We start from the raw sequence: 22,018 nt of genomic DNA, 5'->3' as shown, positions 1-22,018 counted from the left end.
CCTTCTCAGCCGCCGAACCACTTCTGGAAGAAGCCCTTGCGGCCGGCGTCGTGCTGGACCGTCGGGGTCTCGTCGAGCGTCGGCGTGCTCGGTGGGATCGGTCGTGGTCGTGGTGGTGGCACGTGGTTGGTCGACGCCGAGCGGTAGACGGTCGGCGGCGGCTGCGGCGTGCTCGGGTCGAGGTGCAGGTTGTTGAGCAGGTCGCGCAGCTCCTCGGCGCTGGGCCGCGCGCCGGGGTCGTTGTTCATCCCATACCGCAGCACGTCGGTGAGCGCCCGCGGGGCCGTCGGCAGGTCGGGGATCGGCTGGTGGAAGAGGTCCATCAGGGTGAGCAGGCTGGGGCTGCGGTTGGTGGCCCAGCGCGGCGGGCGGCCGCTCATCACCGCGTAGAGGGTGGCGCAGAGCGCGTAGACGTCGGCGGCGCCGGACGGGGTGTCGTGGCGGAACATCTCCGGCGGCGCGTAGGCCGGGGTGAGCACCTCGAGGGTCACCGACGAGTCGCGCATCTCGCCGAGAACGGCCAGGCCGAAGTCGGCGAGGACGGCCGCGTTGAACTCGGAGTAGAGGATGTTCGCCGGCTTCACGTCACGGTGCAGCACCCCGTTGGCGTGGGAGTGCACCAGCGCATCGGCGATCTTGATGCCGACGTCGCGGGCCTCGACCGCGTTCAGCGGAGCGACCCGCATGCGATCCAGGTACGACCCGTCGCACAACTCCATGATCAGGTAGGGGTGCTGGTCGACCGTCACGCCGACGTCGAACAGGTCGACCACGTGCGGGTGCGACGACATGCGCCCGGCCGCGCGGGCCTCCCGGAGAAACCGGGCCTGATCGCGCGGGTTGTCGAGAGTCCGGTTTTCCATCTTGATGGCGACGTCACGCCCGACCGAATCCTGGGTCGCGCGATACACGGTGGCATAACCGCCCCGCGCCATGACCGACAAGCCGGACATGCCTGGCACGTACGGTACGGGCAGGGCACCAGGCGGAGTCTCCGTCACGGAATAGAAAATACGCCAGTCCCGCGGAAGATCATCCGGGCACGTCAGACGCGTAGGCGACAGTTTCCTCGACAACCGTCACCGCAAGGGTTTTCCGCAGCTCCTCGGCGGCCGCCCGCTCGCTGGCCTGCTCGGTCGAGTGGGCCAGTCGCACGGCTTCCTCGGCCGCGATCCTTGCCTCCTCGCAACGATCGGCGGCGGCCAGCACCCGAGCCCGGACCATGGCGGAGATCACACTGCTGCGCACGTCCTCGGCGGGGGCCACGGCGGCCCGCTCGATCCAGGTGAGCGCGGTGTCCACCCGGCCGTCGGCGAGCAGCGCGGAAGCGTACGACGCCAGCGCGTGCCGCCGGGAGAAGAGCAGCGACGGTGTCGAGTTATCGCTGGCGATCGGCGCGAGCAGCCCCGCCGCGGTCGCCGCGTCACCGGCCCTGATCCGCGCCTCGGCCAGCAGCACCCGCGGACCCACCTGGGCCGGCGCCAGCGGATTGTGCGGCTCGACCGCTGTCATCACCCGGCGCGCGTCGGCCTCGGCCGTCTCCAGGTCGCCCCGCTGCAGGGCGACGAACCCGCGCAGCGTCCCGGCCATGCCCAGCAGCAGCGGATGCCCGGTGCGGTCGGCGTAGCCCAGCGCGTCGGTGAGCAGGTCGGTGGCGTGATCCAGCTCGTTCAGCCCGCGGGCGATCGCCCCGCGCACCACGAGCGCCAGCCCGCAGCCCCAGTCGTCGGAGACCTCCAGGAACTCCCGGTACGCCCGGCGCGCCTGACCGTCGGCCGCCCCGAGGTCACCGAGCTCGGCCGCCGCATACGCCTCGACGACCCGCAGCGTGCCGACCGCCCAGCCCTCACCCACCCGGTCACCGAACGGCAGGAACAGCCGGGCCAGCCGGCGCGCCTCCTGCAACCGGCCGGCCAGCAGCCGGGCGAACGCCGTGGTGCCGCGCAGCCAGGCCCGCCCGACCGGGTCACCGAGCTCGGCGAAGAGGCGCGCGGCCCGGCCCAGCACCGCGTCGGTGCCGGCGAAGTCGCCACGGGTGGTGGTCACCCACGCCAGGCTCTGCAGCGCCCACGCCTGCCCGTGCCGGTCCCCGGCCGCGAGCGTCACCTGGTACGCCGCCGCGAACCGGCTGCTCGCCTGGCTGAGCCGCCCGTTCAGGAAGTCGGCCATGCCGAGCCGGCGCATCGCGTTCGCCCGCTCCGGCAGCAACTGGGCGCCGGTCGCCACGTCGAGGGCCTCCTGCCAGGAGACGATCGCCCGGCCGGTGTCGCCGAGCGCCTCGTAGGCCCGGCCCACCACGATCATCGCCTCGGCCTTGCAGACCGGCTCCTCGGCCGCGGCCACCGCGATCTTCTCGCCCAGCGCCAGGGCCAGCTCGGCACGGCCCAGCCGCAGCTGCGCGCGGGCCAGCACCAGCTGGTCGGGCAGCGGCAGGTCGCCCTTGGCCAGGGCGGTGGCACGATCCGCATACTCGATGGCGGCGGCCGGCTCGATGTCGGCCAGCGCCCGCCGGGCCAGCCGGCCCAGAGCCGCGACGCCGAGCGGGGCCACCTGGCGGGCCGGCGCGTCCGGCCGCAGCCGCACCGCGTCGGCCAGCTCGACAGCGTGCTCGGCGTGGGTGGCGATGAAGGCGTCCCGCTCGCCGCCGGTCAGGTTGAGCCGGACCGCCCCGTCGTTGCCGGGCTCCGTCACACTCTCCGGCGCCGCCCACGAGGCGAGGTAGGCGTGCCGCTCGGCCAGGTCGCCCTTGCCGATCCCGGCATACGCCGCCTCCCGCATCAGCGGGGTGCTGAACTGGTAGCCACCGGACCGGGACCGGTGCAGCATGCGGCGCTGCAGCAGCTCGTCGACGGCCCGCTCCAGCTCGACCGCGACGACCACGCCGGGCCGGGTGTCGGCGACCGCGCGCCGCTCCTGCAGCGCCTCCAGCACGCCGCTGGGCACCGTCGTACCGGCCACCGAGGCGTCCCGCAGCACCGACCGCGGCTCCGGGGAGAGCGCGTCGATCCGCGCGGCCAGCACGGCGGCCAGGTCGCGGGAGAGCAGGCGGCTGCCGAGCGAGCCGGCGGCCAGCTGCCACCGGCCGGCCGCGTTGGCGCCGACCGCCGGGGTCAGCGCGCCCCGCTCCATCAGCAGGGTGACCATCTCGGCCAGGTAGAACGGGTTGCCCTGGGCAGTGGCGAGCAGCCGGTCGCTGTCGGCCGGGGGCAGCTTGCCGCCGTGCAGATAGGACGTCAGCAGCCGGGACGCGTCGGCGCCGCGCAGCGGGGGCAGGCTGTGCACCTCGGCGTCGGCGAGCCGGGTCATCGCCCCGGCCGTCCGCACCAGCTCCGGGCGGCCCAGCAGGAGCGCCACGACCGGGCCGTCCAGCTGGTTGAGGGTGAGCCCGATCGCCTCCAGCGTGGTGTCGGTGGCGTCGTGCAGGTCGTCCACGATCACCACCAGCGGCTCCTCGGCGGCGAGAGCGTTGAGCAGCTCGGCGACGGCGATCGAGATGGCCTCGGCGTCGATACGGCGGGCGCTGGCCGGGCGGTCGGCGGGGGCGGTCGGCCCGACCGTACGGTCCGGGGCCTCGCCGTAACCGAGCAGCACCAGCAGCCGGTCGTTGTCGAGCGTGACGTTGAGCCGGCCGGCCAGTTTGCGCAGCCGCTCGTCGGCGACCGTGCGGGCGACCGTGGTGGCGACGTCCTTGGGCAGGCCGGCCGCCTTGCGGACCAGGTCGGCCAGCGGGGCGTACCGCCGGCGCTCGCCGTAGGCCCGGCACCGCACCCGCAGCACCCGCGCCGCATGCCCGGAGCCGGTGGCCAGGCGCTTGACCTCGCCGGCGAACCGGGACTTGCCGATCCCCGCCTCGGCGGTCATCACCAGGATCTTGGGGATGCCGGTGTCGATCGCCTCGGCCAGCCGGCCGGACAGCCGGCCCAGCTCCGCCTCACGGCCCACGAACGGCGCCTCGTCGCCGAGGCCGGAGCGGGTGCCCGGCGCGTCGTGCAGGCCGAGCAGCTCATACGTCGGGACCGGCTCCCGCTTGCCCTTGAGGCGCAGCGGCCGCAGCTGTCGCCAGGAGGCCACGTGCCGGGTGCCCGCGCTGGTCCGCTCACCGGCGTAGACCGTGCCCACCGCGGCGGCGTCGGCCAGCCGGGCCGCCGTGTTGACCGTGTCGCCGATGACCGTGTACTCGATGCCGGCCTGCACCCCGGCGACCACCTCACCGGTGTTGAGCCCGATGCGCAGGCCGAGCGGGGCGCCGCCGCCACGCTCGTCGTCGAGCACCCGGCGGACCGCGCGCTGCATGCTCAGGGCCGCCCGGACCGCGCGCTCGGCGTCGTCCTCATGGGCCACCGGGGCGCCGAAGACCGCCATGATCCCGTCGCCGGTCAGCTTGTCGACATGCCCGCCGAACGTCTTCACCGCGCCGGCCAGCGAGGCCAGCACCCGGTCGGTCACCGCGCCGACCCGCTCCGGATCGAGGTCCTCGGAGAACGACGTGAAATCGGAGAGATCGCCGAAGAGCACCGTGACGATGCGCCGCTCGGCCGCCGGGAGCAGGGCAGCGGCCGGCAGCCCGGCGCCGCAGTGATGGCAGAAACGCGCACCGGGAACCGGAACGGTCCCGCAGACCGGGCAGGTCACGACTGCTCCCGGCGCAGATGGTCGAGCTGCGCCGCGGCCGACCACTCGGCGGCGAACCGCAGGGCCGGATCAAGATCTGGATAGACCAGGTCGACGACGGCGCCGGGCGTCTCGGCGCCGGCCGCCATGGCGGCCGCCACCTGCGCCAGCCGCTCCCGGCGATGATCCAGATAGAAGCCGGCACGCTCGGCGGTGTCGCTGCGGGCCGGTCCGTGGCCGGGCAACATCAACACCTCGGGGTACGCCCGGAGCAGCTCCAAGCTGCCCAGATAGGCCCCCAGATCGCCGTCGGGCGGGGCCACCACCGTGGTCCCGCGGCCGAGCATGGTGTCACCGGTGAACATCGCGCGATCGTTTCCACACTCGACGAGGAAGGACACCGAGTCGCTGGTGTGACCCGGAGTCTCCAGCACCCGTATTTCCAGCCCGTTCCCGTCCAGGGACTCCTGCGGGTCGAACGGCTCACCGCCCAGGCAGTGGACCGGTGAGCCGGCCCGGACCGGAGCGCCGCCGAGCAGCTCGGAGAGCCGGGCGGCACCCTCGACATGGTCGTGATGACCGTGCGTGATCAGGATGTGGTCGACCGGGCCGTGCTCGGCGATGCGGCGCAGGTGGCCCTCGTCGAGCGGACCGGGGTCGACGACGGTGGCCCGCTCGGCGCCGGGCGCCCGCAGGATCCAGGTGTTGGTCCCGTCCAGGGTCATCGGCCCCGGGTTGGGAGCCAACAGCAGCGTCACCCAACCCGGTAGCCGGTCGACCTCGGCCGACTCGGGCTCAGCAGCCCCCATGACCCGAATCGTACGTCGGCCCGGCGACCATGACCGAGACACGATGTCCGATCTGGTCACCATCGGTGAGCAAATGGGCCCGAATCACCGCAAGATCACGCCACCTCGGCGATGACCTCGACCTCGACCGGGGCGCCGAGCGGCAGCTCGGCGACGCCGACCGCGCTGCGGGCGTGCCGTCCCTGCTCGCCGAGGACCGCCCCGAACAGGTCGGATGCGCCGTTGACCACGGCCGGCTGGCCGGTGAAGCCGGGCGCCGACGCGACGAAGCCGACCACCTTGACGATCTTCACGATCCGCCCGAGACCGACCAGCGCGTCGATCGCGGCGAGCGCGTTGATGGCGCACAGCCGGGCCAGGCCGGCCGCCTCCTCGACACTGACCTCGGCGCCGACCTTGCCGGTCTGCGGCAGCTTGCCGTCGACGAACGGCAGCTGGCCGGAGGTGTAGACGTAGTTGCCGGACTGGACGGCCGGCACGTAGGAGCCGACCGGCGCCACCACGGTCGGCAGGGTCAGGCCCAGCTCGGTGAGCTTGGCGTAGGCGTCCACGGCGCCGTCCCCCGCGATCGGAGCCGGCGTGGTCACGACTTGGGCCGCTTCAGGTAGGCGACGAGTTGCTCCGGGTTGGGCCCCGGGACGACCTGGACGAGCTCCCAGCCGTCCTCGCCCCAGTTGTCGAGGATCTGCTTGGTCGCGTGGACCAGCAGGGGCACGGTCACGTACTCCCACTTCTGCATGGCTTGCGCTCTCCTGTTCGTCGGATACCGGCACAGCTTAGGACCCGGGTGACCGGCTGGTTGGTTAGGCTGAGCGGAGTCATGTACGCAGAGCGCACATGCCATTACCGAGCGCAAGGTGCGGAGGGTGACTTGACGCAGAACGCACCGCCTGAGCCGGGCGGCCACCCGGAGCCGCCGCCGGGACCCGAGCCGGAGCCGCCCACGCCGATCCCGCCGGACGACCCGGTCCCGCCGGAGCCACCGCACACCACGGCGATGGAGCACACCGCCGAGATGCCGGTCGCGGGCTCGGCGCCCCCGGACGTCGACACCGCCGAGCACCCGGTGGTGCCGGACGAGGTGATCCCGCCCACGGTCTGGCACCAGCCGCCGCCGACCGGGCCGTGGCACGCCCAGCACGAGAAACCGGGCGAGTGGCGGTATCCACCGCCGGAGCACCTGGCATACCAGCACTCGCCACCGGCCGAGATCCAGCCGCAGCCGGAGCCGATCTGGGCCGGCCCGGCGATCGCCCGGACCGGCATCGACCCGCGGCGGCGCTCCACGATCTTCCTCTCCATGGCGTTCGTGGCCACGCTGGCGCTCTGCGGCGGCGGCGCGGTCTCCGCCTTCTACCTGCTCCGGGACGCCGACAACCCGGGATCGGCGGACCCGGCGACCGCGGTCAACCGGTTCCTCACCGCGGTCTACACCCAGCAGGACGCCGCCGTCGCCCGTGACCTGGTCTGCAGCAAGGCCCGGGACGAGGCCCGGCTGGCCACCCGGGTGGAGCAGATCAGCTCGTACGCGGACGGGTATCAGGGCCCGGTCTTCCGCTGGGACGAGCCGGTGGTGAGCAACCGGGACGAGGAGCGGGCCCGGGTCGACGTCCGCGTGCTGATGTCGACCGAGGACGAGAAGAGCGCCGCCCAGGATCTGCGTTTCACCGTCGTCCGCAAGACCGGCTGGCTGGTGTGCGAGGTCGCAGGCTGACGGATGCCCGTACGGCTGACACGTGCCCGTAACGTGGGATGTATGGGCGAACACCGCAACTGGCCGGAGCGGCTCCACGTGGTGACCGGCAAGGGCGGCACCGGCAAGAGCACCGTGGCAGCGGCCCTGGCGCTGGGCCTGGCGGCCGGCGGCCGGCGCACGCTGCTGGTCGAGGTGGAGGGCAGGCAGGGCATCGCCCAGCTGTTCGGGCTGGAGCCGCTGCCCTACGCGGAGCGGCGGGTCGCCCAGACGACCGGCGGCGGTGAGGTCCGGGCGCTGGCCGTGGACCCCGAGGAGGCTCTCCTCGAGTATCTGGACATGTTCTACAAGCTCGGCGCGGCCGGGCGGGCGCTGCGCAAGGTCGGCGCCATCGACTTCGCCACCACCATCGCCCCGGGCCTGCGTGACGTTCTTCTCACCGGAAAGGTGAAGGAGGCCACCACGCGGTCGCGGGACGGCAACCGGTTCTACGACGCGGTGGTGCTCGACGCCCCGCCGACCGGGCGGGTGGGCCGCTTCCTGAACGTGACCGAGGAGACGGCCCGGTTGGTCAAGGTCGGTCCGATCAAGACGCAGAGCGAGGGCGTTGCGTCGCTGCTGCGCTCGCCGATGACCGCCGTGCACGTGGTCACGCTGCTCGAGGAGATGCCGGTCCAGGAGACGCTGGACGCGATCGCCGAGCTGTCCGCGCTGCACATCCCGGTGGGCCGGGTGGTGGTGAACGGCGCTCGCCCCCCGCTGCTGGCCGACGGGCGGGTGACGAAGGCCGAGATCAAGCGGGGGCTGACCGCGGCCGGGCTGCCGGCGGCCACCGCCACGGTGAGCCGGCTGGCGACCGAGGCCCAGGCCCACCTCACCCGGCGGGAGCTGGAGGAGTCGCTGCGGCTGGAGCTGGCCGAGCTGGGCCGGCCGATGGTCGAGCTGCCACTGCTGCCCGCGGGCGTCGACCGTGCCGCTCTCGGTGAGCTGGCGGCGCTCCTCATGCGAGCCTGATCGAGCCGGACGTCCGATCAAGACGAACTACCCTGAAATGGTGGCTGAATTGACGGCTCCACGGCTCGACGTCGACGGTCTGCTGGCTGACCCGTCCATCCGCATCGTGGTCTGTTGCGGGGCCGGCGGGGTGGGCAAGACGACCACGGCCGCCGCCCTCGGCCTGCGGGCCGCCGAGGTGCACGGCCGCCGCACGGTGGTGCTCACCATCGACCCGGCCCGGCGGCTCGCCCAGTCGATGGGCCTGACCGAGCTGGACAACACGCCCCGCCAGGTCAAGGGCATCGACGTGGAGCGGGCCGGCGGCGAGCTGCACGCCATGATGCTCGACATGAAGCGCACCTTCGACGAGGTGGTCGAGCAGCACACCACGCCGAAACGCGCCGCGGAGATCTTCGCCAACCCGTTCTACCAGGCCATGAGCTCCACCTTCGCCGGCACTCAGGAGTACATGGCGATGGAGAAGCTGGGGCAGCTGCGCGCCGGCGAGGAGTGGGACCTGATCGTGGTGGACACACCGCCGTCCCGGTCGGCGCTGGACTTCCTGGACGCGCCGGCTCGGCTGTCCCGTTTCCTCGACGGGCGGATGCTGCGGCTGCTGCTGGCGCCCGCCCGGACCGGTGGCCGGAGCGTGTTCAGCCTGGTCACCGCGTCGTTCGGGCTGTTCTCCAAGACCGTGCAGAAAGTTCTCGGCGCGCAGCTGCTGACCGACCTGTCCGGTTTCGTCGCGGCGCTGGACTCGATGTTCGGCGGCTTCCGGCAGCGGGCCGATCAGACGTACCGGATCCTGCAGGACCCACAGACCGCGTTCCTGCTGGTCGCCGCCCCGGAACGGGACGCGATCCGGGAGGCGGCCTATTTCGCGGAGCGCCTGGTGGCCGAGCGGATGCCGCTGGCCGGCCTGGTGCTGAACCGGATGCACCACACCGAGCTGGCCGGGCTGAGCGCCGCGGAGAGCGAGGCGGCGGCCGCCCGGCTGGACGAGACCGGCGACAACCAGGTCACCGCGGACGTGCTGCGGATCCACGCCTCGCTGTTGCGCCAGGCCGAGCGGGAGGCCGGTGTCGCGGCCGGGTTCACCGGGGCGTTCCCGGCGGTGCCGACGACGTCGGTCACGGCACAGCCCGCCGACGTCCATGACGTCGACGGGCTGCGAACGATCGGAGCACTGCTCGCCTGACCGGCGGACCTCGCCGGCCGGACGGGCCGCGCCTGATCAGCGGGTGGAGACGAGCACCTTGTCGGCGCCCTTCTCCCGCAGTGCGGCCTCGAACATCTTCCGCCAGCTCGCCACATGTGGGTGACGGCGAAGCAGGGCCCGCCGCTCCCGTTCCGTCATGCCTCCCCAGACGCCGAACTCGATGCGGTTGTCCAGGGCGTCGGCGAGGCACTCGTAGCGGACCGGGCAGCTGCGGCAGATCCTCTTCGCCACGTTCTGCTCGGCGCCCTGCACGAACAGCGCGTCAGGGTCGCCACTCTGACACGCCGCCATGCTGGGCCAGTCGCTGATCATCCCCACGGTAAACGTCCCCCCTTGTTTCACCCCCTGACGCCGCGCGGCCCCTGTTCCCCCGTGCCGCATCGGCGTCCGTGTCTCGCCGCCCCATCATGCTCTGTAGTTGGGTGATTACGCAACGTTGTCCCTCAAATACGTATAGGCCGGTAGTTCCGGGCATACCGGCAAAGCGAGGGGGGCCGAACGGGGGTATCTTTGGTGCAGAAGCGGGAAAACGGTCCGCCGAGAAGGGTGACAGGTCACACTCGTATCGGGCGGAGTGGTGCTTCCGGACAGGCGGTCGCGTGCATGCTTCGCGTACCCTGCTCGGGTGACCTCCTGGTTTCGCAGACGCGATCACAACATCTTCACGAACGCGACCTCGCTACTGGTCTGTGGCCTGCTAGCCGGTGTCGTCGTGGCCGCCGCGGCCTTCCCCGCCGCCGCGATGACCGGCTTGGCGGCAAAAGCCGGTGGGCAGACGTTCGCGGGTCTGCCGAGTGAGCTCAAAGAATTCAGCTCCCCGCAGATCAGCCGGGTCTACGCCTCGGACAACAAGACCCAGATCGCGGTGTTCTACGACGAGTTCCGCAGCGACGTCCCGCTGAAGGACATCTCGAAGAACATGCAGGCCGCCATCCTGGCCGCGGAGGACCGCAAGTTCTACGAGCACAACGGCGTCGACCTCAAGGGCGTCGCGCGCGCGTTCGTGAGCAACAACCAGGGCGGCGCCCAGCAGGGCGCCTCGACGCTCACCATGCAGTATGTGCGGATGTCGCTGGCCTACTCGGCCACCAATCCGCAGGAGGTGATCGAGGCCACCGAGGACAGCGCGAAGCGCAAGATCACCGAAATGAAGTATGCGCTGCAGATCTCGAAGCAACTCTCCAAGGACCAGATCCTGGAGCGTTACCTCAACATCGCGCCGTTCGGCAACCAGACCTACGGCATCTTCGCCGCGAGCAACGTCTACTTCAACAAGAAGCCGAAGGACCTGACCGTCGGCGAGGCGGCCATGCTCGCCGGCATGGTGAAGGCGCCGAGCAGCTTCAACCCCACCACGCCGAGCGGTCACGAGCAGATCACCGACCGCCGCAACAAATACATCATCCCGGCCATGGTCGACATGGGCGCGGTCACTCCGGCGGACGCCGAGAAGGCGAAGAAGGAGGCGATCCCGACCAAGGTCAAGCAGGTCGGCCGGGGCTGCGCCTGGGTGGCGAAGAACAACTGGGGCTTCTTCTGCGACTTCTTCTACCGCTGGTGGCTGGAGCAGGAGTCGTTCGGCGCGACCACCTACGACCGGGAGCGGCGCCTCAAGAGCGGCGGCTACCGGGTGGTCACCACCCTCGACCTCAACGGCCAGGCCGGCGCTCGTCGGGAGATCACCGAGCGCCAGTCCGACAAGAGTCAGAACGCGCTGCTCCTGGCCGGTGTCGAGCCGGGCAGCGGCAAGGTCCGCCTGCTCGCGACGAACCGTAAGTTCAAGCTCGACGACCCGGATCACCCGGAGAACAAGATCTCTTCCGACCCGGCGAAGGCCAAGCTGAAGATCCGCGGCACCGCGCCGAACACGACCAACCCGCTGATGACCGGCGGTGGCGACATCGCGGGCTACCAGTCCGGCTCAGTGTTCAAGATCTTCCCGATCATCGCGGCGCTGGAGAACGGCTATCCGCTCAGCTACACCATCAAGGCCGAGAAGAAGTACGTCTCCGGCTATATCGTGGGCCCCGGCCCGGCGACCTGTAACGGGCACTTCTACTGCCCGACGAACGCCGGTGGCGGCAGTGCGGGCGTCTACACGATGTGGTCGGCCTTCGCGAAATCGATCAACACGTACTTCATCCCGCTCCAGGAACGGGTCGGCGCCGACAAGGTGGTCGCGGTCGCCAAGCGCTTCGGCGTCCAGTTCCGCGTCGCGTACCCGGACGCGACGTTCGCGAACGACCCCGCGTCGGCCAAGCAGTGGGGTGCCTTCTCGCTCGGCGTGTCGGCCTCCACTCCGCTCGACATGGCGAACGCGTACGCGACCCTCGCCGGCGACGGCAAGTACTGCTCCCCCACGCCGATCGAGCAGATCACCATGGCCGACGGCCAGAAGATCGACGTCGGCAAGCCGTTCTGCAACCAGGCCACCAGCAAGGACGTGGCCCGGGCCGCCCTGGACGCGGCACGTTGCCCGGTCGGTGACTCGGCCCAGCTCGGCTCCTGCAACGGCGCCACCGCCCCAGGCACGCGTGACATCGTGGGCCACCCGGTGTTCGGCAAGACCGGCACCACCGACGCCGAGAAGACCGCGTCGATGATCGTCGGTACCACGAAGATCGTCGTGGCCGGTTACATGGCCAACCCGGACTGGCCGGACCACAACGACCAGATGGACCACCACGTGATCAACCCGGCTGTGCAGTACACGGTCCGGGACTACATGAAGGACAAGGAGAAGCAGCAGTTCAAGAAGCCGAGCAGCTCCAAGATCGTGTTCGGGGAGCAGCGCTCGATCCCGAACGTGGAGTGCGACTCGGTCTCGTCGGCCACCAACCGCCTCGAGGACCTCGGCTTCGCCGTGTCCCGCGGTGGCGAGGTCGACTCCGACTGCCCCAAGGGCACCGTGGCGGGTACCGACCCGTCCGGCCGGACGATCAAGAACGGCGCGGTGGTCCTGCAGATCAGCAACGGCAAACCGACCACCCAGGCGCCCACACCGGGCAACAGCGGGGGCCCGGCAGGACCGGGCGGACCGGGTAGGCCGAACTAGCCACAGCACGCGAAACGGGCGGGAGATCGAATCTCCCGCCCGTTTTCCGTACCCCGAAAGGGTTTTGTCAGACGAGCTGGCGCCGCACCTCGGCGGCGACCCGGCCGCCCTCCGCACGCCCCGCGACGGCCGCCTGAGCGGCCTTCATGGCCGGGCCCATCTGGGCCTTGCCGCTGAATCCGCCCGAGGCCAGCGCCTGCGTCACGATCTCGGCGATCTCCGCGTCGGTGAGCTGTTTCGGCAGGTAGCGGTCGAGGACCTCGCCCTCGGCCGTCTCCTTGGCCGCCTGGTCGGCCCGCCCGGCCCCGGAGAAGGCGGCAGCCGCCTCCCGGCGCTTCTTCGCCTCCTTGGTCAGGACGGCCAGCACCTCGTCGTCGGAGAGCTCGCGCGCCTCGTCCCCGGCGACCTCGGCGGTCCGGACGGCGGACAGGGCCATCCGCAGCGTCGACGTGATCAGCTCGTCGCGGGCCTTCATGGCCGTGTGCAGGTCCTCGTTCAGGCGGTCTTTCAGCGTTCCCATGGCGGAGAAACTACCCTTGCGAGCATGCGTAAGCGCTCCCTTATTTCGGCCTTCGCCACCCTGTCCGCCGTCGGCGCCGCGACTTTGGCCTACGCCGCCCTCGTCGAGCGCAACATGTTCACCCTCCGGCGCTTCGACGTCCCGGTGCTCGAGCCGGACGCGGAGCCCCTGCGCATCCTGCACATCTCGGACCTGCACATGATGCCCGACCAGCGGCGCAAGCAGGAGTGGGTGGCCGGGCTGGCCGGCGCCGACCCGGATCTGGTGATCGTCACCGGCGACAACATGTCCGACCCGGGTTCGGTCCCCGGCGTGCTGCGCGCCCTCGACCCGATGCTCGGCACGCCCGGCGCGTTCGTCTTCGGCTCCAACGACTACCGCGGGCCGGTCTGGAAGAACCCCCTGCAGTACCTGATGCCCGACCGGGAGTATGTGCAGGGCGCCGACCTGCCCACCGACGAGCTGCGCGGCGCGCTCGTCGACGCAGGCTGGGCCGACCTGAACAACGCGCGGACCATCCTCAAGGCCGGCGGCCGCTCGATCGAGCTGGCCGGCGTCGACGACCCACACGTCGACCGCGACGACTACCCGGCGGTGGCCGGCCCGATCAGCTCCGGCGCCGACCTGCACCTGGGCGTCACGCACACCCCCGCCGCGCGGGTCCTCGACGCGATGGCGGCCGACGGTTTCGCCCTGCTGCTCGCCGGCCACACCCACGGCGGCCAGGTGTGCGTGCCCGGCGTCGGCGCCCTCACCACCAACTGCGACCTGCCCACCTCGATGGCGAAGGGCCTGCACCGCTGGCCCGGCTCGGACGCCTGGCTGCACGTCTCGGCCGGCCTGGGCACCCACCCCACCGCGCCGATCCGCTTCGCCTGCCGCCCGGAGGCCTCCCTGCTGACCCTGATTCCTCGCTGACCTGCTGTTTCGTCTTTCGGGGATACCGGTTGTGGAGGCCCCTGGGGCCTCCGCTAGTATTTATCTCGCAGCAGCGGGGTGTGGCGCAGCTTGGTAGCGCGCTTCGTTCGGGACGAAGAGGCCGTGGGTTCAAATCCCGCCACCCCGACCAGCAGTTGCACGTGAGGCCCGGCATCGATGATGCCGGGCCTTCGTCATTGCTCGGCCACGGTTATTGTTCCGGCCGTGACTTATCTGATCGACGAGAGCAGCCGCGAGGTTCGTGACTTCGTCTGCCAGTGCTGTGGCGGCGCCGCCGACCGCACCTGGGCTCATGTCAACGATGACAACGGGGCGGCCGCCGTCTACTTCGCCAGCTGCTATCACCACAACGGGGTGCACGAGGCGTGGATCGACGCGATCCTCGGGACGTGGGGCGACGATCGCCACGACGACCACGTCACGTTCGGCTGCCGGGTCGGGCCGGTGCAGGGCTCACCGGCTCCGGCGGCGACCCTCGTCGACGGTGGAGCGGTGGCGCCGGACGCCCCGATCTTCGGGCACAAGCTCAGCCGCGCCGAGGGATTGGCCCATCCACGGCTGGCCGACTTCTGGAGGCTCGTCGACACCGTCCTGGAGAAGGACGAGCTGGTGCGGCGCCACGTCTACGGGGCGGTCTAGAGGGCGAGCTGCGGGCCGACCGTGCGCGGTGCCATCTGCTGGGGCACCGCGTACGGCCCGATCATCGACTCGACGACCGGGGCGATCGAGGGGCGTTCGTTGAGCTGCATGAGCCGGGTCGCGCGGGCCAGGGAGCCGGTCTCGCCGTCGCGGAACCCCTCGCGGTAGCCGCGCTCGTAGCGTTCGCCACGGCCCAGCGCACGGCCGAGGGCGAAGCACGACGTTCCGGCGAGGGCGAGCAGGAAGAGGATCGCGAAGGGCGTCACAGAACTATCCTTCCGAGGCACAAGCCACTAATTAGGCGGAAATTACCCTAAAACCGCCTACTTTGCCCTAGGGTCGAGATCAAGTACGCCTACGGGTGACCGCCCCCGGGTAGAACCCCAGGGGTGCCGTCCAGCGGGTCCGGCCAACCTGACAAGCTGAGACCTTGTGACTGACTCCATCGACCTCGCCCGCCAGGTCCGCAGCGTGAGCCGCCTCACCGGCGAGTTCACGCTCCGCTCCGGCCGTACCGCCACCGAATACTTCGACAAGTACCAGTTCGAGGCCGACCCGGTCCTGCTCGACCAGCTCGCCGAACGCCTCGCCGTCCTCATCCCCGAAGGCACCGAGGTTCTCGCCGGGCTGGAGATGGGTGGCATCGCCGTGGTCACCGCGCTCGCCCGCCACGCGAAACTCCCCACCGCGTTCGTCCGCAAGCAGGCCAAGCAGTACGGCACCGCCCGCCTCGCCGAGGGCGCCGAAGTCGCCGGCCGCCGCGTCCTGATCGTCGAAGACGTCGTCACCTCCGGCGGCCAGGTCGTCCTCTCCACCAACGACCTGCGCAAACTCGGCGCCCACGTGGACCACGCGCTCTGCGTCATCGACCGTCAGGAAGGCGGCGCCCAGGCTCTCGCCGCCGAAGGCATCACCCTCCGCGCCCTCCTCACCCGCGCCGAGCTCGACGCCGCCGCCTGACGCCCCTCACGACACCGTCTACGGCCCGGTGGGCGATGCCTGCCGCTTTCCGACGCCGCATTCGGTACGGGTCGGTTCGCCCCGCCGAACCACCCCGTCCCCGAGCCGCCACGCGACGTCCGTGGCGGCCCGGACCGAAACGCGCCTGCCGGGCTGATGCGGTGGCAGCACCACCCCGCCCACCGGGCTCATGGGGTGCCAGTACCACCCCGTCCCACCGGGCTGACGCGGTGCCAGCACTACCCCGCCCACCAGACCGATGCGGCGCCAGTACCACCCCGTCCCACCGGGCTCATGCGGTGCCAGCACCACCCCGCCCAGCGGACTGACGCGGTGCCAGCACCACCCTGCCCCAGCACCACACGCGCTCACGCCCAGCCAACCCACCCGCCGCCGGTTAGGGCCGATGAGTGGGCTGGACGTGAGGGCTGTTTCGGGAATCACGCGGCAGCGCTGCCGGCCAGCCGGATGCAACGGTGACGGCCCTGGGGGGCGGGTGGTGACCAACGGCCTCAGCCCGGCGGGCGCGGTGCGGTCCGGGCCACCGCGGACGCCGCGTGGTAGCCCGGGGACGGGGTGGGTTTGCGGGGCGGGGTCTCTCGTACCACTCAAAGCGTCGCAAAGCGTGACGAAACGCCCACCCTGCCGTGAATGTCGGCGGCGAGGGCCGGGAAGACGCAGCGAAAAAGGGACGTCAGGCGGTTCGTTTGGCGAGTTCGGCGGCGATCAGTTCGGCGATCTGGACCGTGTTGAGGGCCGCGCCCTTGCGCATGTTGTCGCCGGTGATGAAGAGCGAGAGGGCTCGCGGATCGTCCATGGCTCGGCGGATGCGGCCCACCCAGGACGGGTCGGTGCCGACGGCGTCGATGGGCATCGGGAACTCGCCGGCTTCCGGATCGTCGACGAGGATGACGCCGGGGGCGTTGCGGAGGACCTGGCGGGCGCCGTCGGCGGTGACCTCGGAGGCGAAGACGGCGTGCACGGCGACCGAGTGGCCGGTGACGACCGGGACGCGGACGCAGGTGGCGGAGACCTTCAGGGCCGGCAGGCTGAGGATCTTGCGGGATTCGTTGCGGAGTTTCAGCTCTTCGGAGGACCAGCCGTTGTCGGCCGGGTCGCCGGACCAGGGGACGACGTTGAGCGCGAGCGGTGCCGGGAAGGGACCGAGGTCGTCGCCGACGGCTTGGCGCACGTTGCCGGGGCGGGAGCCGAGCAGGCGGTCGCCGGCGACCTTGGTGAGCTGGTCGTGCAGGGTGTCGACGCCGATCTGGCCGGCGCCGGAGGCGGACTGGTAGGAGGCCAGGACGAGTTCGCGGAGGCCGTACTCGAAGTGGAGCGGCGCCACCGCGATGATCATGGCGGCGACCGTGCAGTTGGCGCTCGACACGATGCCGGCCGGGCGGTGGGCGGCGTCCTCCCGGTTGACCTCGGGCACCACCAGGGGCACGTCGGGGCGCATGCGGAAGGCCGACGAGTTGTCGACGACGACGGCGCCGCGCGCGACGGCGGTCGGCGCCCACTGCTCGGACACCGCGTCGGGCACGTCGAACATCGCCACGTCGACGCCGTCGAAGGCTCCGGCGGTCAGCTCGCGAACCTCCAGACGCTCGCCGCGGCAGGTCAGCGACTTGCCGGCGGACCGTGCCGAGGCGAGCAGGCGGATCTCGCCCCAGACGTTGCGCCGGGACGAGAGCAATTCGAGCATGACGGAACCGACGGAGCCGGTGGCTCCGACGACGGCGAGCGTGGGCTGCGCCATCGCCCGGGTTACCGGCCTGTGCCGCCGTAGACGACGGCTTCCTCGTTGCTGCCGAGCTCGAACGCGGCGTGCACGGCACGCACCGCGGTGTCGAGGTCGGTGTCACGGCAGACGACCGACACCCGGATCTCCGAGGTGGAGATCATCTCGATGTTGACGCCGGCAGCGCCGATCGTGGCGAAGAACTCGGCGGCGACACCCGGGTGCGAGCGCATGCCCGCGCCGACCAGCGAGACCTTGCCGATGTGGTCGTCGAAGAGCAGGCTCTTGAACTTGACGTCGCCCTTGATCTTGTCGAGCGCGTTCATCGCGGTCTGGCCGTCGGCCTTCGGCAGGGTGAACGAGATGTCGGTCCGCCCGGTGCCCTCGGTCGACACGTTCTGCACGATCATGTCGATGTTGATCTCGGCCTTGGCGACCGTCTCGAAGATGCGGCCCGCGGCGCCGGGCTCGTCGGGCACGCCGACGATCGTGATCTTGGCATCGCTGCGCTCGTGCGCGACCCCGGTGATCAGTGCGTTTTCCACGTCAGGGTCCTCCATCGAGCCGGTGACTAGCGTGCCTTCTTTGTTCGAGTACGACGAGCGTACGTGGATCGGCACGTTGAACCGCCGTGCATACTCCACGCATCGCAACATCAGCACCTTCGCCCCGCCGGCGGCGAGGTCGAGCATCTCCTCGTAGGTGATCTTCTTGATGTGCTTGGCGTCCGGCACGATCCGCGGGTCCGCGGTGAAGACGCCGTCCACATCGGTGTAGATCTCGCACACGTCCGCGTGCAGGGCCGCGGCCAGGGCGACGGCCGTGGTGTCCGAGCCGCCGCGGCCGAGGGTCGTGATGTCCTTGGTGTCCTGCGACACGCCCTGGAAGCCTGCGACGATGGCGATGGCGCCCTCGTCCAGCGCGGTCCGCAGGCGGCCGGGGGTGACGTCGATGATCCGGGCCTTGCCGTGCACCGAGGTGGTGAGCACGCCGGCCTGCGACCCGGTGTAGGACCGCGCCTCGTACCCCAGGTTGTGGATCGCCATGGCGAGCAGCGCCATCGAGATCCGCTCTCCGGCGGTGAGCAGCATGTCCAGCTCGCGGCCGGGTGGCAGCGGGCTCACCTGGTTGGCCAGGTCGAGCAGCTCATCCGTGGTGTCGCCCATCGCCGAGACGACGACCACGACGTCGTCGCCGGCCTTGCGGGCGGCGACGATGCGCTCGGCCACCCGCTTGATGCGCTCAGCGTTCGCTACCGACGAACCACCGTACTTCTGCACCACTAGAGCCACGGCGAAACCATTCCTTCGGCGATACGGAACAACGACGCCGGTCAGGGCAGTCGCCACCACACTAGCCGCGCGACGGCACGCCCTCGACAGGCGATCCCAGATTCCGGGTGGCGCCACGCGCGACACGCCGGTGACTCACAGGCTGCCGTGTCGCCGGCGGCGCGCCGTGTCGGGCGAGAATGCTCCGATGCGCCCTTCCGCCGTGTTGCCCGTCGCGCTGCTGACAGCCGGACTGGCCGGCTGCGGTGTCAGCGATGCCGAGCCGGAGCCCGCCCCCGGATCGTCCTCCGTCGCGGCGTCCGCCGCCCCGGCGCCCGAGTCCCGCAACGAGTTCGCCGGCCTGGCCGCGCTCGCCCTGGACCGGCGCTATGCGGCGCTGTACACGCTGGAGTCCGGCGGCTCGAGCCGGGAGATCGTGGCCGCGGTCGCCGAGGACGGCACCTGGCGGGTGGACATTCCGGGCGGGGCGCTCGGCGGCACCGCGGGCGTGACCGTCATCCGGGTGCCGGCCGGCCTCTATCAGTGCACTCTCTCCACACCGGCGGCGCCGGTCAGTCCGACATGCGTGCGGGTCGCCGAGCGCGGCGACAAGCTTCCCCGGCGGTACGACCCCCGCGTCCAGCGCCTGTTCCGGCAGTGGTTGCCGGTCTTCACCGACCGCAAGGCCCCGCTGGCGGTCTCCGCGGTGCAGCCGCTCGCCGGGGTGAAGGGCTCGTGTTTCGCTGTCGACTCGGTGATGGCCACCACTGATCAGCCGGTCGACGTCGGCATCTACTGCTATTCGGCGGACGGCCTGCTGACCGGCGCACGGGTCGACTTCGGCCTGCTGAAGCTGGTCCGGCAGGTGGCCGGGCCGAAGACGCTGCAGCTGCCCGGCCCGGAGGTGGCCGGCGAGCCGATGGGGCTGACCGCACCGGATCCGGCGCCGAGCCTGGTCGCGCCGTCCTGACCGGTCCCGGCTTCCCACGATCCGGGCGTTCGGTTAGCCGATGCGATTTCGATGACGTAACGTGGCTGGCGACATGTGGCAGGTGACCCTTCTCCTTCGCTGCCGCGACGAGGCCCCATTCCAGGCCGGCACCTCGTCGCGGAGGTGACGCGCGCCGCCTGCTCGTCTTTTTTACTGACTGGAGCAGTCCCACATGTCCGTTTTCGATACTCAGCGTCCCAGCGCCATGCCGTTCCAGCGCTACGAGTCGTACCAGAAACAGTTCTCGGTGAGCCTGCCCGACCGGCAGTGGCCCTCCCGGGTGACCGAGAAGGCGCCGCGCTGGTGTGCGGTCGACCTGCGTGACGGCAACCAGGCCCTGATCGATCCGATGTCCCCGGAGCGCAAGCGGCGGATGTTCATGCTGCTGGTGAAGATGGGTTACAAGGAGATCGAGGTCGGCTTCCCGGCGGCCAGCCAGACCGACTTCGATTTCGTACGGCAGCTGATCGAGCAGGACCTGATCCCGGACGACGTCACCATCCAGGTGCTGGTGCAGTGCCGGGAGCACCTGATCGACCGTACGTTCGAGTCGATCCGTGGCGCCAAGCGCGCCATCGTGCACTTCTACAACTCGACCTCGACGCTGCAGCGGCGTGTGGTGTTCGGCCTGGACAAGGACGGCATCACCGACATCGCGACGACCGGGGCCCGGCTCTGCCAGAAGTATGCGGAAATCCACACGCCGGACACCGAGATCTTCTACGAGTACTCGCCCGAGTCGTACACCGGCACCGAGCTGGAGTATGCGCTGGAGATCTGCTCGGCCGTGATCGACGTGATCGACCCGACGCCGGACCGGCCGCTGATCATCAACCTGCCGGCGACGGTCGAGATGGCCACGCCGAACGTGTACGCCGACTCGATCGAGTGGATGCACCGCAACCTGCCCCGGCGGGAGAGCGTGATCCTGAGCCTGCATCCGCACAACGACCGGGGCAGCGCGGTCGCGGCCGCCGAGCTGGGCCTGCTGGCCGGCGCCGACCGGATCGAGGGCTGCCTGTTCGGCAACGGCGAGCGCACCGGCAATGTCGACCTGGTGACGCTGGGGTTGAACCTGTTCTCCCAGGGCATCGACCCGCAGGTGGACTTCTCGAACATCGACGAGATCAAGCGCACCGTGGAGTACTGCAACCAGCTGCCGGTGCACGAGCGCCACCCGTACGCGGGCGACCTGGTCTACACGGCGTTCTCCGGCTCGCACCAGGATGCGATCAAGAAGGGTTTCGTGGCGCTGCAGGCCGACGCCGACGCCGCGGGCACCGACATCGACGCGTTCACCTGGGGCGTGCCGTACCTGCCGATCGACCCGAAGGACGTGGGCCGCACCTACGAGGCCGTCATCCGGGTCAACTCGCAGTCTGGCAAGGGCGGCGTGGCGTACATCATGAAGGAGGAGCACAAGCTGGATCTGCCGCGGCGGCTGCAGATCGAGTTCTCCGGCGTGGTGCAGCAGCACACCGACTCCGACGGCGGCGAGGTCTCCCCGCAGCAGATGTGGGACTACTTCGCCGACGAGTACCTGATCGAGCGTCAGGCGGTCACCGCGTTCAAGCTGGAGAGCTACAGCACGGCCACGGTCGACGGCAAGGTGGAGATCGACGCGCAGGTGTTCCACCGCGGGGTGCGGCGGCCGCTGGTCGGTGTCGGCAACGGCCCGATCGACGCGTTCGTGCAGGCCATCGCCCCGCTGGGGATCACCGCCCGAGTGCTGGACTACAACGAGCACGCGCTGACCTCCGGTGGTGACGCGCAGGCCGCCGCGTACGTGGAGGTCGAGGTCGGCGACGTCACCGTGTGGGGTGTCGGCATCGACGCGAACATCGTGAGCGCGTCCATCAAAGCGGTGACGAGCGCGATCAACCGCGCCCGCTGATTGGCGGACTGCAAGATCCGGTACGAGACTGGGTTACGTGGCCCCACGTAGCTCAGTTCTCGCGCTTCTCATGACTCTCGTCGTCGCCTCCGGCTGTGAGGTGACCTCCGCCGGTGATCCCGGTGGTCCCGTCAATCCGCCCAGCGCCGGCGGGGGCGGCGGCGAGACCGCCCTGGACACCCTGACCGTGGCCGCGTCCGGTTCGATGAAGGGCTACAGCCGGGAGAAGTTCCCGCACTGGCGCAGCGCCGGCGACAACTGTGACGTCCGCGACACCGTGCTCAAACGTGACGGGGACAAGGTCAAGTTCTCCGGCTGCAACGTCGTCGCCGGCAGCTGGGACAGCTGGTATGACGGCAAGAAGATCGACTCGCCCACCCAGGTCGACATCGACCACATGGTGCCGCTCGCCGCCGCGTGGCGGTCGGGGGCCGACAAGTGGACGAACGACAAGCGCGGCGACTTCGCCAACGACCTGGACCGGCCGCAGCTGTTCGCCGTCTCCGCCGCGTCGAACCGGTCGAAGGGCGACCAGGACCCGTCCACCTGGAAGCCACCGGCGCGGGACGCCTGGTGCACCTATGCCAAGGATTGGATTGAGGTGAAGAGCTACTGGAAACTGACGGTCACGCAGAAGGAGAAGGAAGCTCTCACCGACATGCTGGGGACCTGCTGATGAG

At 70.7% G+C, this 22,018-nt stretch carries 20 protein-coding genes and 1 tRNA gene; 11 read left to right on the top strand and 10 right to left on the bottom strand.

Features of this window, described 5'->3' with window-relative positions:
- Window positions 1-5: 5 nt before the first annotated feature.
- The 5 genes from BM290_RS30635 to sp36 form a co-directional block, all read right to left on the bottom strand.
- The gene (locus tag BM290_RS30635) at window positions 6-1,001 is read right to left on the bottom strand and encodes a serine/threonine-protein kinase (protein WP_093619403.1); all 996 of its coding nucleotides are present in this window, start codon (window positions 999-1,001) and stop codon (window positions 6-8) included.
- A 31-nt stretch (window positions 1,002-1,032) separates the two neighbouring features.
- Window positions 1,033-4,632: an adenylate/guanylate cyclase domain-containing protein gene (locus BM290_RS30630; RefSeq protein WP_093619402.1), complete on the bottom strand. Its 3,600-nt coding sequence runs from the start codon at window positions 4,630-4,632 to the stop codon at window positions 1,033-1,035.
- Entirely contained in the window at window positions 4,629-5,420 is a 792-nt protein-coding gene (locus BM290_RS30625) for an MBL fold metallo-hydrolase (protein ID WP_093619401.1), read from the bottom strand. Before BM290_RS30625 ends, BM290_RS30630 begins: the two co-directional genes overlap by 4 nt.
- A 95-nt stretch (window positions 5,421-5,515) precedes the next feature.
- Window positions 5,516-6,007 (bottom strand): RidA family protein, encoded by a 492-nt coding sequence (locus BM290_RS30620; RefSeq protein ID WP_177319972.1) that lies wholly within the window; start codon window positions 6,005-6,007, stop codon window positions 5,516-5,518.
- Complete coding sequence (gene sp36, locus BM290_RS30615; RefSeq protein ID WP_093619400.1) at window positions 6,004-6,159, bottom strand: Sp36 family protein; 156 nt, start codon at window positions 6,157-6,159, stop codon at window positions 6,004-6,006. The genes BM290_RS30620 and sp36 overlap by 4 nt, the downstream gene beginning before the upstream one ends.
- A gap of 132 nt (window positions 6,160-6,291) precedes the next feature.
- Here sp36 and BM290_RS30610 point away from each other — a divergent pair, with 132 nt between their 5' ends.
- The 3 genes from BM290_RS30610 to bagB are packed head-to-tail and all read left to right on the top strand — an operon-like array spanning window position 6,292 to window position 9,307.
- The gene (locus BM290_RS30610; protein ID WP_093619399.1) at window positions 6,292-7,134 is read left to right on the top strand and encodes an Rv0361 family membrane protein; all 843 of its coding nucleotides are present in this window, start codon (window positions 6,292-6,294) and stop codon (window positions 7,132-7,134) included.
- A gap of 42 nt (window positions 7,135-7,176) precedes the next feature.
- Window positions 7,177-8,127 carry an ATPase BagA gene (gene bagA, locus BM290_RS30605; protein WP_093619398.1) on the top strand — a complete coding sequence of 317 codons (951 nt, stop codon included), beginning with the start codon at window positions 7,177-7,179 and terminating at the stop codon, window positions 8,125-8,127.
- Between the two features lie 37 nt (window positions 8,128-8,164).
- Window positions 8,165-9,307 (top strand): ArsA family ATPase, encoded by a 1,143-nt coding sequence (bagB, locus tag BM290_RS30600; RefSeq protein ID WP_093619397.1) that lies wholly within the window; start codon window positions 8,165-8,167, stop codon window positions 9,305-9,307.
- 36 nt (window positions 9,308-9,343) lie between these two features.
- Here bagB and BM290_RS30595 read toward each other — a convergent pair whose 3' ends face one another.
- The gene (locus BM290_RS30595; protein WP_041832981.1) at window positions 9,344-9,646 is read right to left on the bottom strand and encodes a WhiB family transcriptional regulator; all 303 of its coding nucleotides are present in this window, start codon (window positions 9,644-9,646) and stop codon (window positions 9,344-9,346) included.
- 307 nt (window positions 9,647-9,953) lie between these two features.
- Here BM290_RS30595 and BM290_RS30590 point away from each other — a divergent pair, with 307 nt between their 5' ends.
- Window positions 9,954-12,383 carry a transglycosylase domain-containing protein gene (locus tag BM290_RS30590; RefSeq protein ID WP_093619396.1) on the top strand — a complete coding sequence of 810 codons (2,430 nt, stop codon included), beginning with the start codon at window positions 9,954-9,956 and terminating at the stop codon, window positions 12,381-12,383.
- A gap of 67 nt (window positions 12,384-12,450) precedes the next feature.
- Here the strand turns inward: BM290_RS30590 and BM290_RS30585 are convergent, their stop codons facing one another.
- Complete coding sequence (locus tag BM290_RS30585) at window positions 12,451-12,903, bottom strand: GatB/YqeY domain-containing protein (RefSeq protein WP_093619395.1); 453 nt, start codon at window positions 12,901-12,903, stop codon at window positions 12,451-12,453.
- Between the two features lie 24 nt (window positions 12,904-12,927).
- Here BM290_RS30585 and BM290_RS30580 point away from each other — a divergent pair, with 24 nt between their 5' ends.
- From BM290_RS30580 to BM290_RS30570, 3 genes are all read left to right on the top strand, one after another.
- Window positions 12,928-13,821 carry a metallophosphoesterase gene (locus BM290_RS30580; protein ID WP_093619394.1) on the top strand — a complete coding sequence of 298 codons (894 nt, stop codon included), beginning with the start codon at window positions 12,928-12,930 and terminating at the stop codon, window positions 13,819-13,821.
- A 74-nt stretch (window positions 13,822-13,895) separates the two neighbouring features.
- Window positions 13,896-13,972: transfer RNA gene (locus BM290_RS30575), tRNA-Pro, on the top strand.
- A 74-nt stretch (window positions 13,973-14,046) separates the two neighbouring features.
- Window positions 14,047-14,481 (top strand): hypothetical protein, encoded by a 435-nt coding sequence (locus tag BM290_RS30570; protein ID WP_093619393.1) that lies wholly within the window; start codon window positions 14,047-14,049, stop codon window positions 14,479-14,481.
- Here the strand turns inward: BM290_RS30570 and BM290_RS30565 are convergent.
- Window positions 14,478-14,747, bottom strand: coding sequence for a hypothetical protein (locus tag BM290_RS30565; protein ID WP_093619392.1), 270 nt, complete (start codon window positions 14,745-14,747; stop codon window positions 14,478-14,480). The two genes, BM290_RS30570 and BM290_RS30565, sit on opposite strands and share 4 nt — an antisense overlap.
- Before the next feature lie 166 nt (window positions 14,748-14,913).
- Here BM290_RS30565 and pyrE point away from each other — a divergent pair, with 166 nt between their 5' ends.
- Window positions 14,914-15,441 carry an orotate phosphoribosyltransferase gene (gene pyrE, locus BM290_RS30560; protein WP_093619391.1) on the top strand — a complete coding sequence of 176 codons (528 nt, stop codon included), beginning with the start codon at window positions 14,914-14,916 and terminating at the stop codon, window positions 15,439-15,441.
- Window positions 15,442-16,135: 694 nt separating this feature from the next.
- On the opposite strand, the gene BM290_RS30555 is transcribed toward pyrE, so the two are convergent.
- Both BM290_RS30555 and BM290_RS30550 read right to left on the bottom strand, forming a co-directional pair.
- Window positions 16,136-17,200, bottom strand: coding sequence for an aspartate-semialdehyde dehydrogenase (locus BM290_RS30555; RefSeq protein ID WP_093619390.1), 1,065 nt, complete (start codon window positions 17,198-17,200; stop codon window positions 16,136-16,138).
- A gap of 8 nt (window positions 17,201-17,208) precedes the next feature.
- Window positions 17,209-18,474: an aspartate kinase gene (locus BM290_RS30550; RefSeq protein ID WP_093619389.1), complete on the bottom strand. Its 1,266-nt coding sequence runs from the start codon at window positions 18,472-18,474 to the stop codon at window positions 17,209-17,211.
- Between the two features lie 187 nt (window positions 18,475-18,661).
- Between BM290_RS30550 and BM290_RS30545 the strand changes: the two genes are divergently transcribed.
- The 3 genes from BM290_RS30545 to BM290_RS30535 all read left to right on the top strand — a co-directional run bounded on the left by BM290_RS30545 (window position 18,662) and on the right by BM290_RS30535 (window position 22,014).
- Window positions 18,662-19,423, top strand: a complete 762-nt coding sequence (locus tag BM290_RS30545; RefSeq protein ID WP_093619388.1) for a hypothetical protein — start codon at window positions 18,662-18,664, stop codon at window positions 19,421-19,423.
- Window positions 19,424-19,616: 193 nt separating this feature from the next.
- Window positions 19,617-21,338 carry a 2-isopropylmalate synthase gene (gene leuA, locus BM290_RS30540; protein ID WP_093619387.1) on the top strand — a complete coding sequence of 574 codons (1,722 nt, stop codon included), beginning with the start codon at window positions 19,617-19,619 and terminating at the stop codon, window positions 21,336-21,338.
- Window positions 21,339-21,408: 70 nt separating this feature from the next.
- Entirely contained in the window at window positions 21,409-22,014 is a 606-nt protein-coding gene (locus tag BM290_RS30535; protein ID WP_093619386.1) for an HNH endonuclease family protein, read from the top strand.
- The last annotated feature ends 4 nt before the right edge of the window (window positions 22,015-22,018 follow it).

Source organism: Actinoplanes philippinensis, assembly GCF_900113015.1.
In the GTDB taxonomy this organism is placed as follows: Bacteria; Actinomycetota; Actinomycetes; order Mycobacteriales; family Micromonosporaceae; genus Actinoplanes; species Actinoplanes philippinensis.
This window is presented reverse-complemented; position numbering and strand designations above follow the sequence as displayed.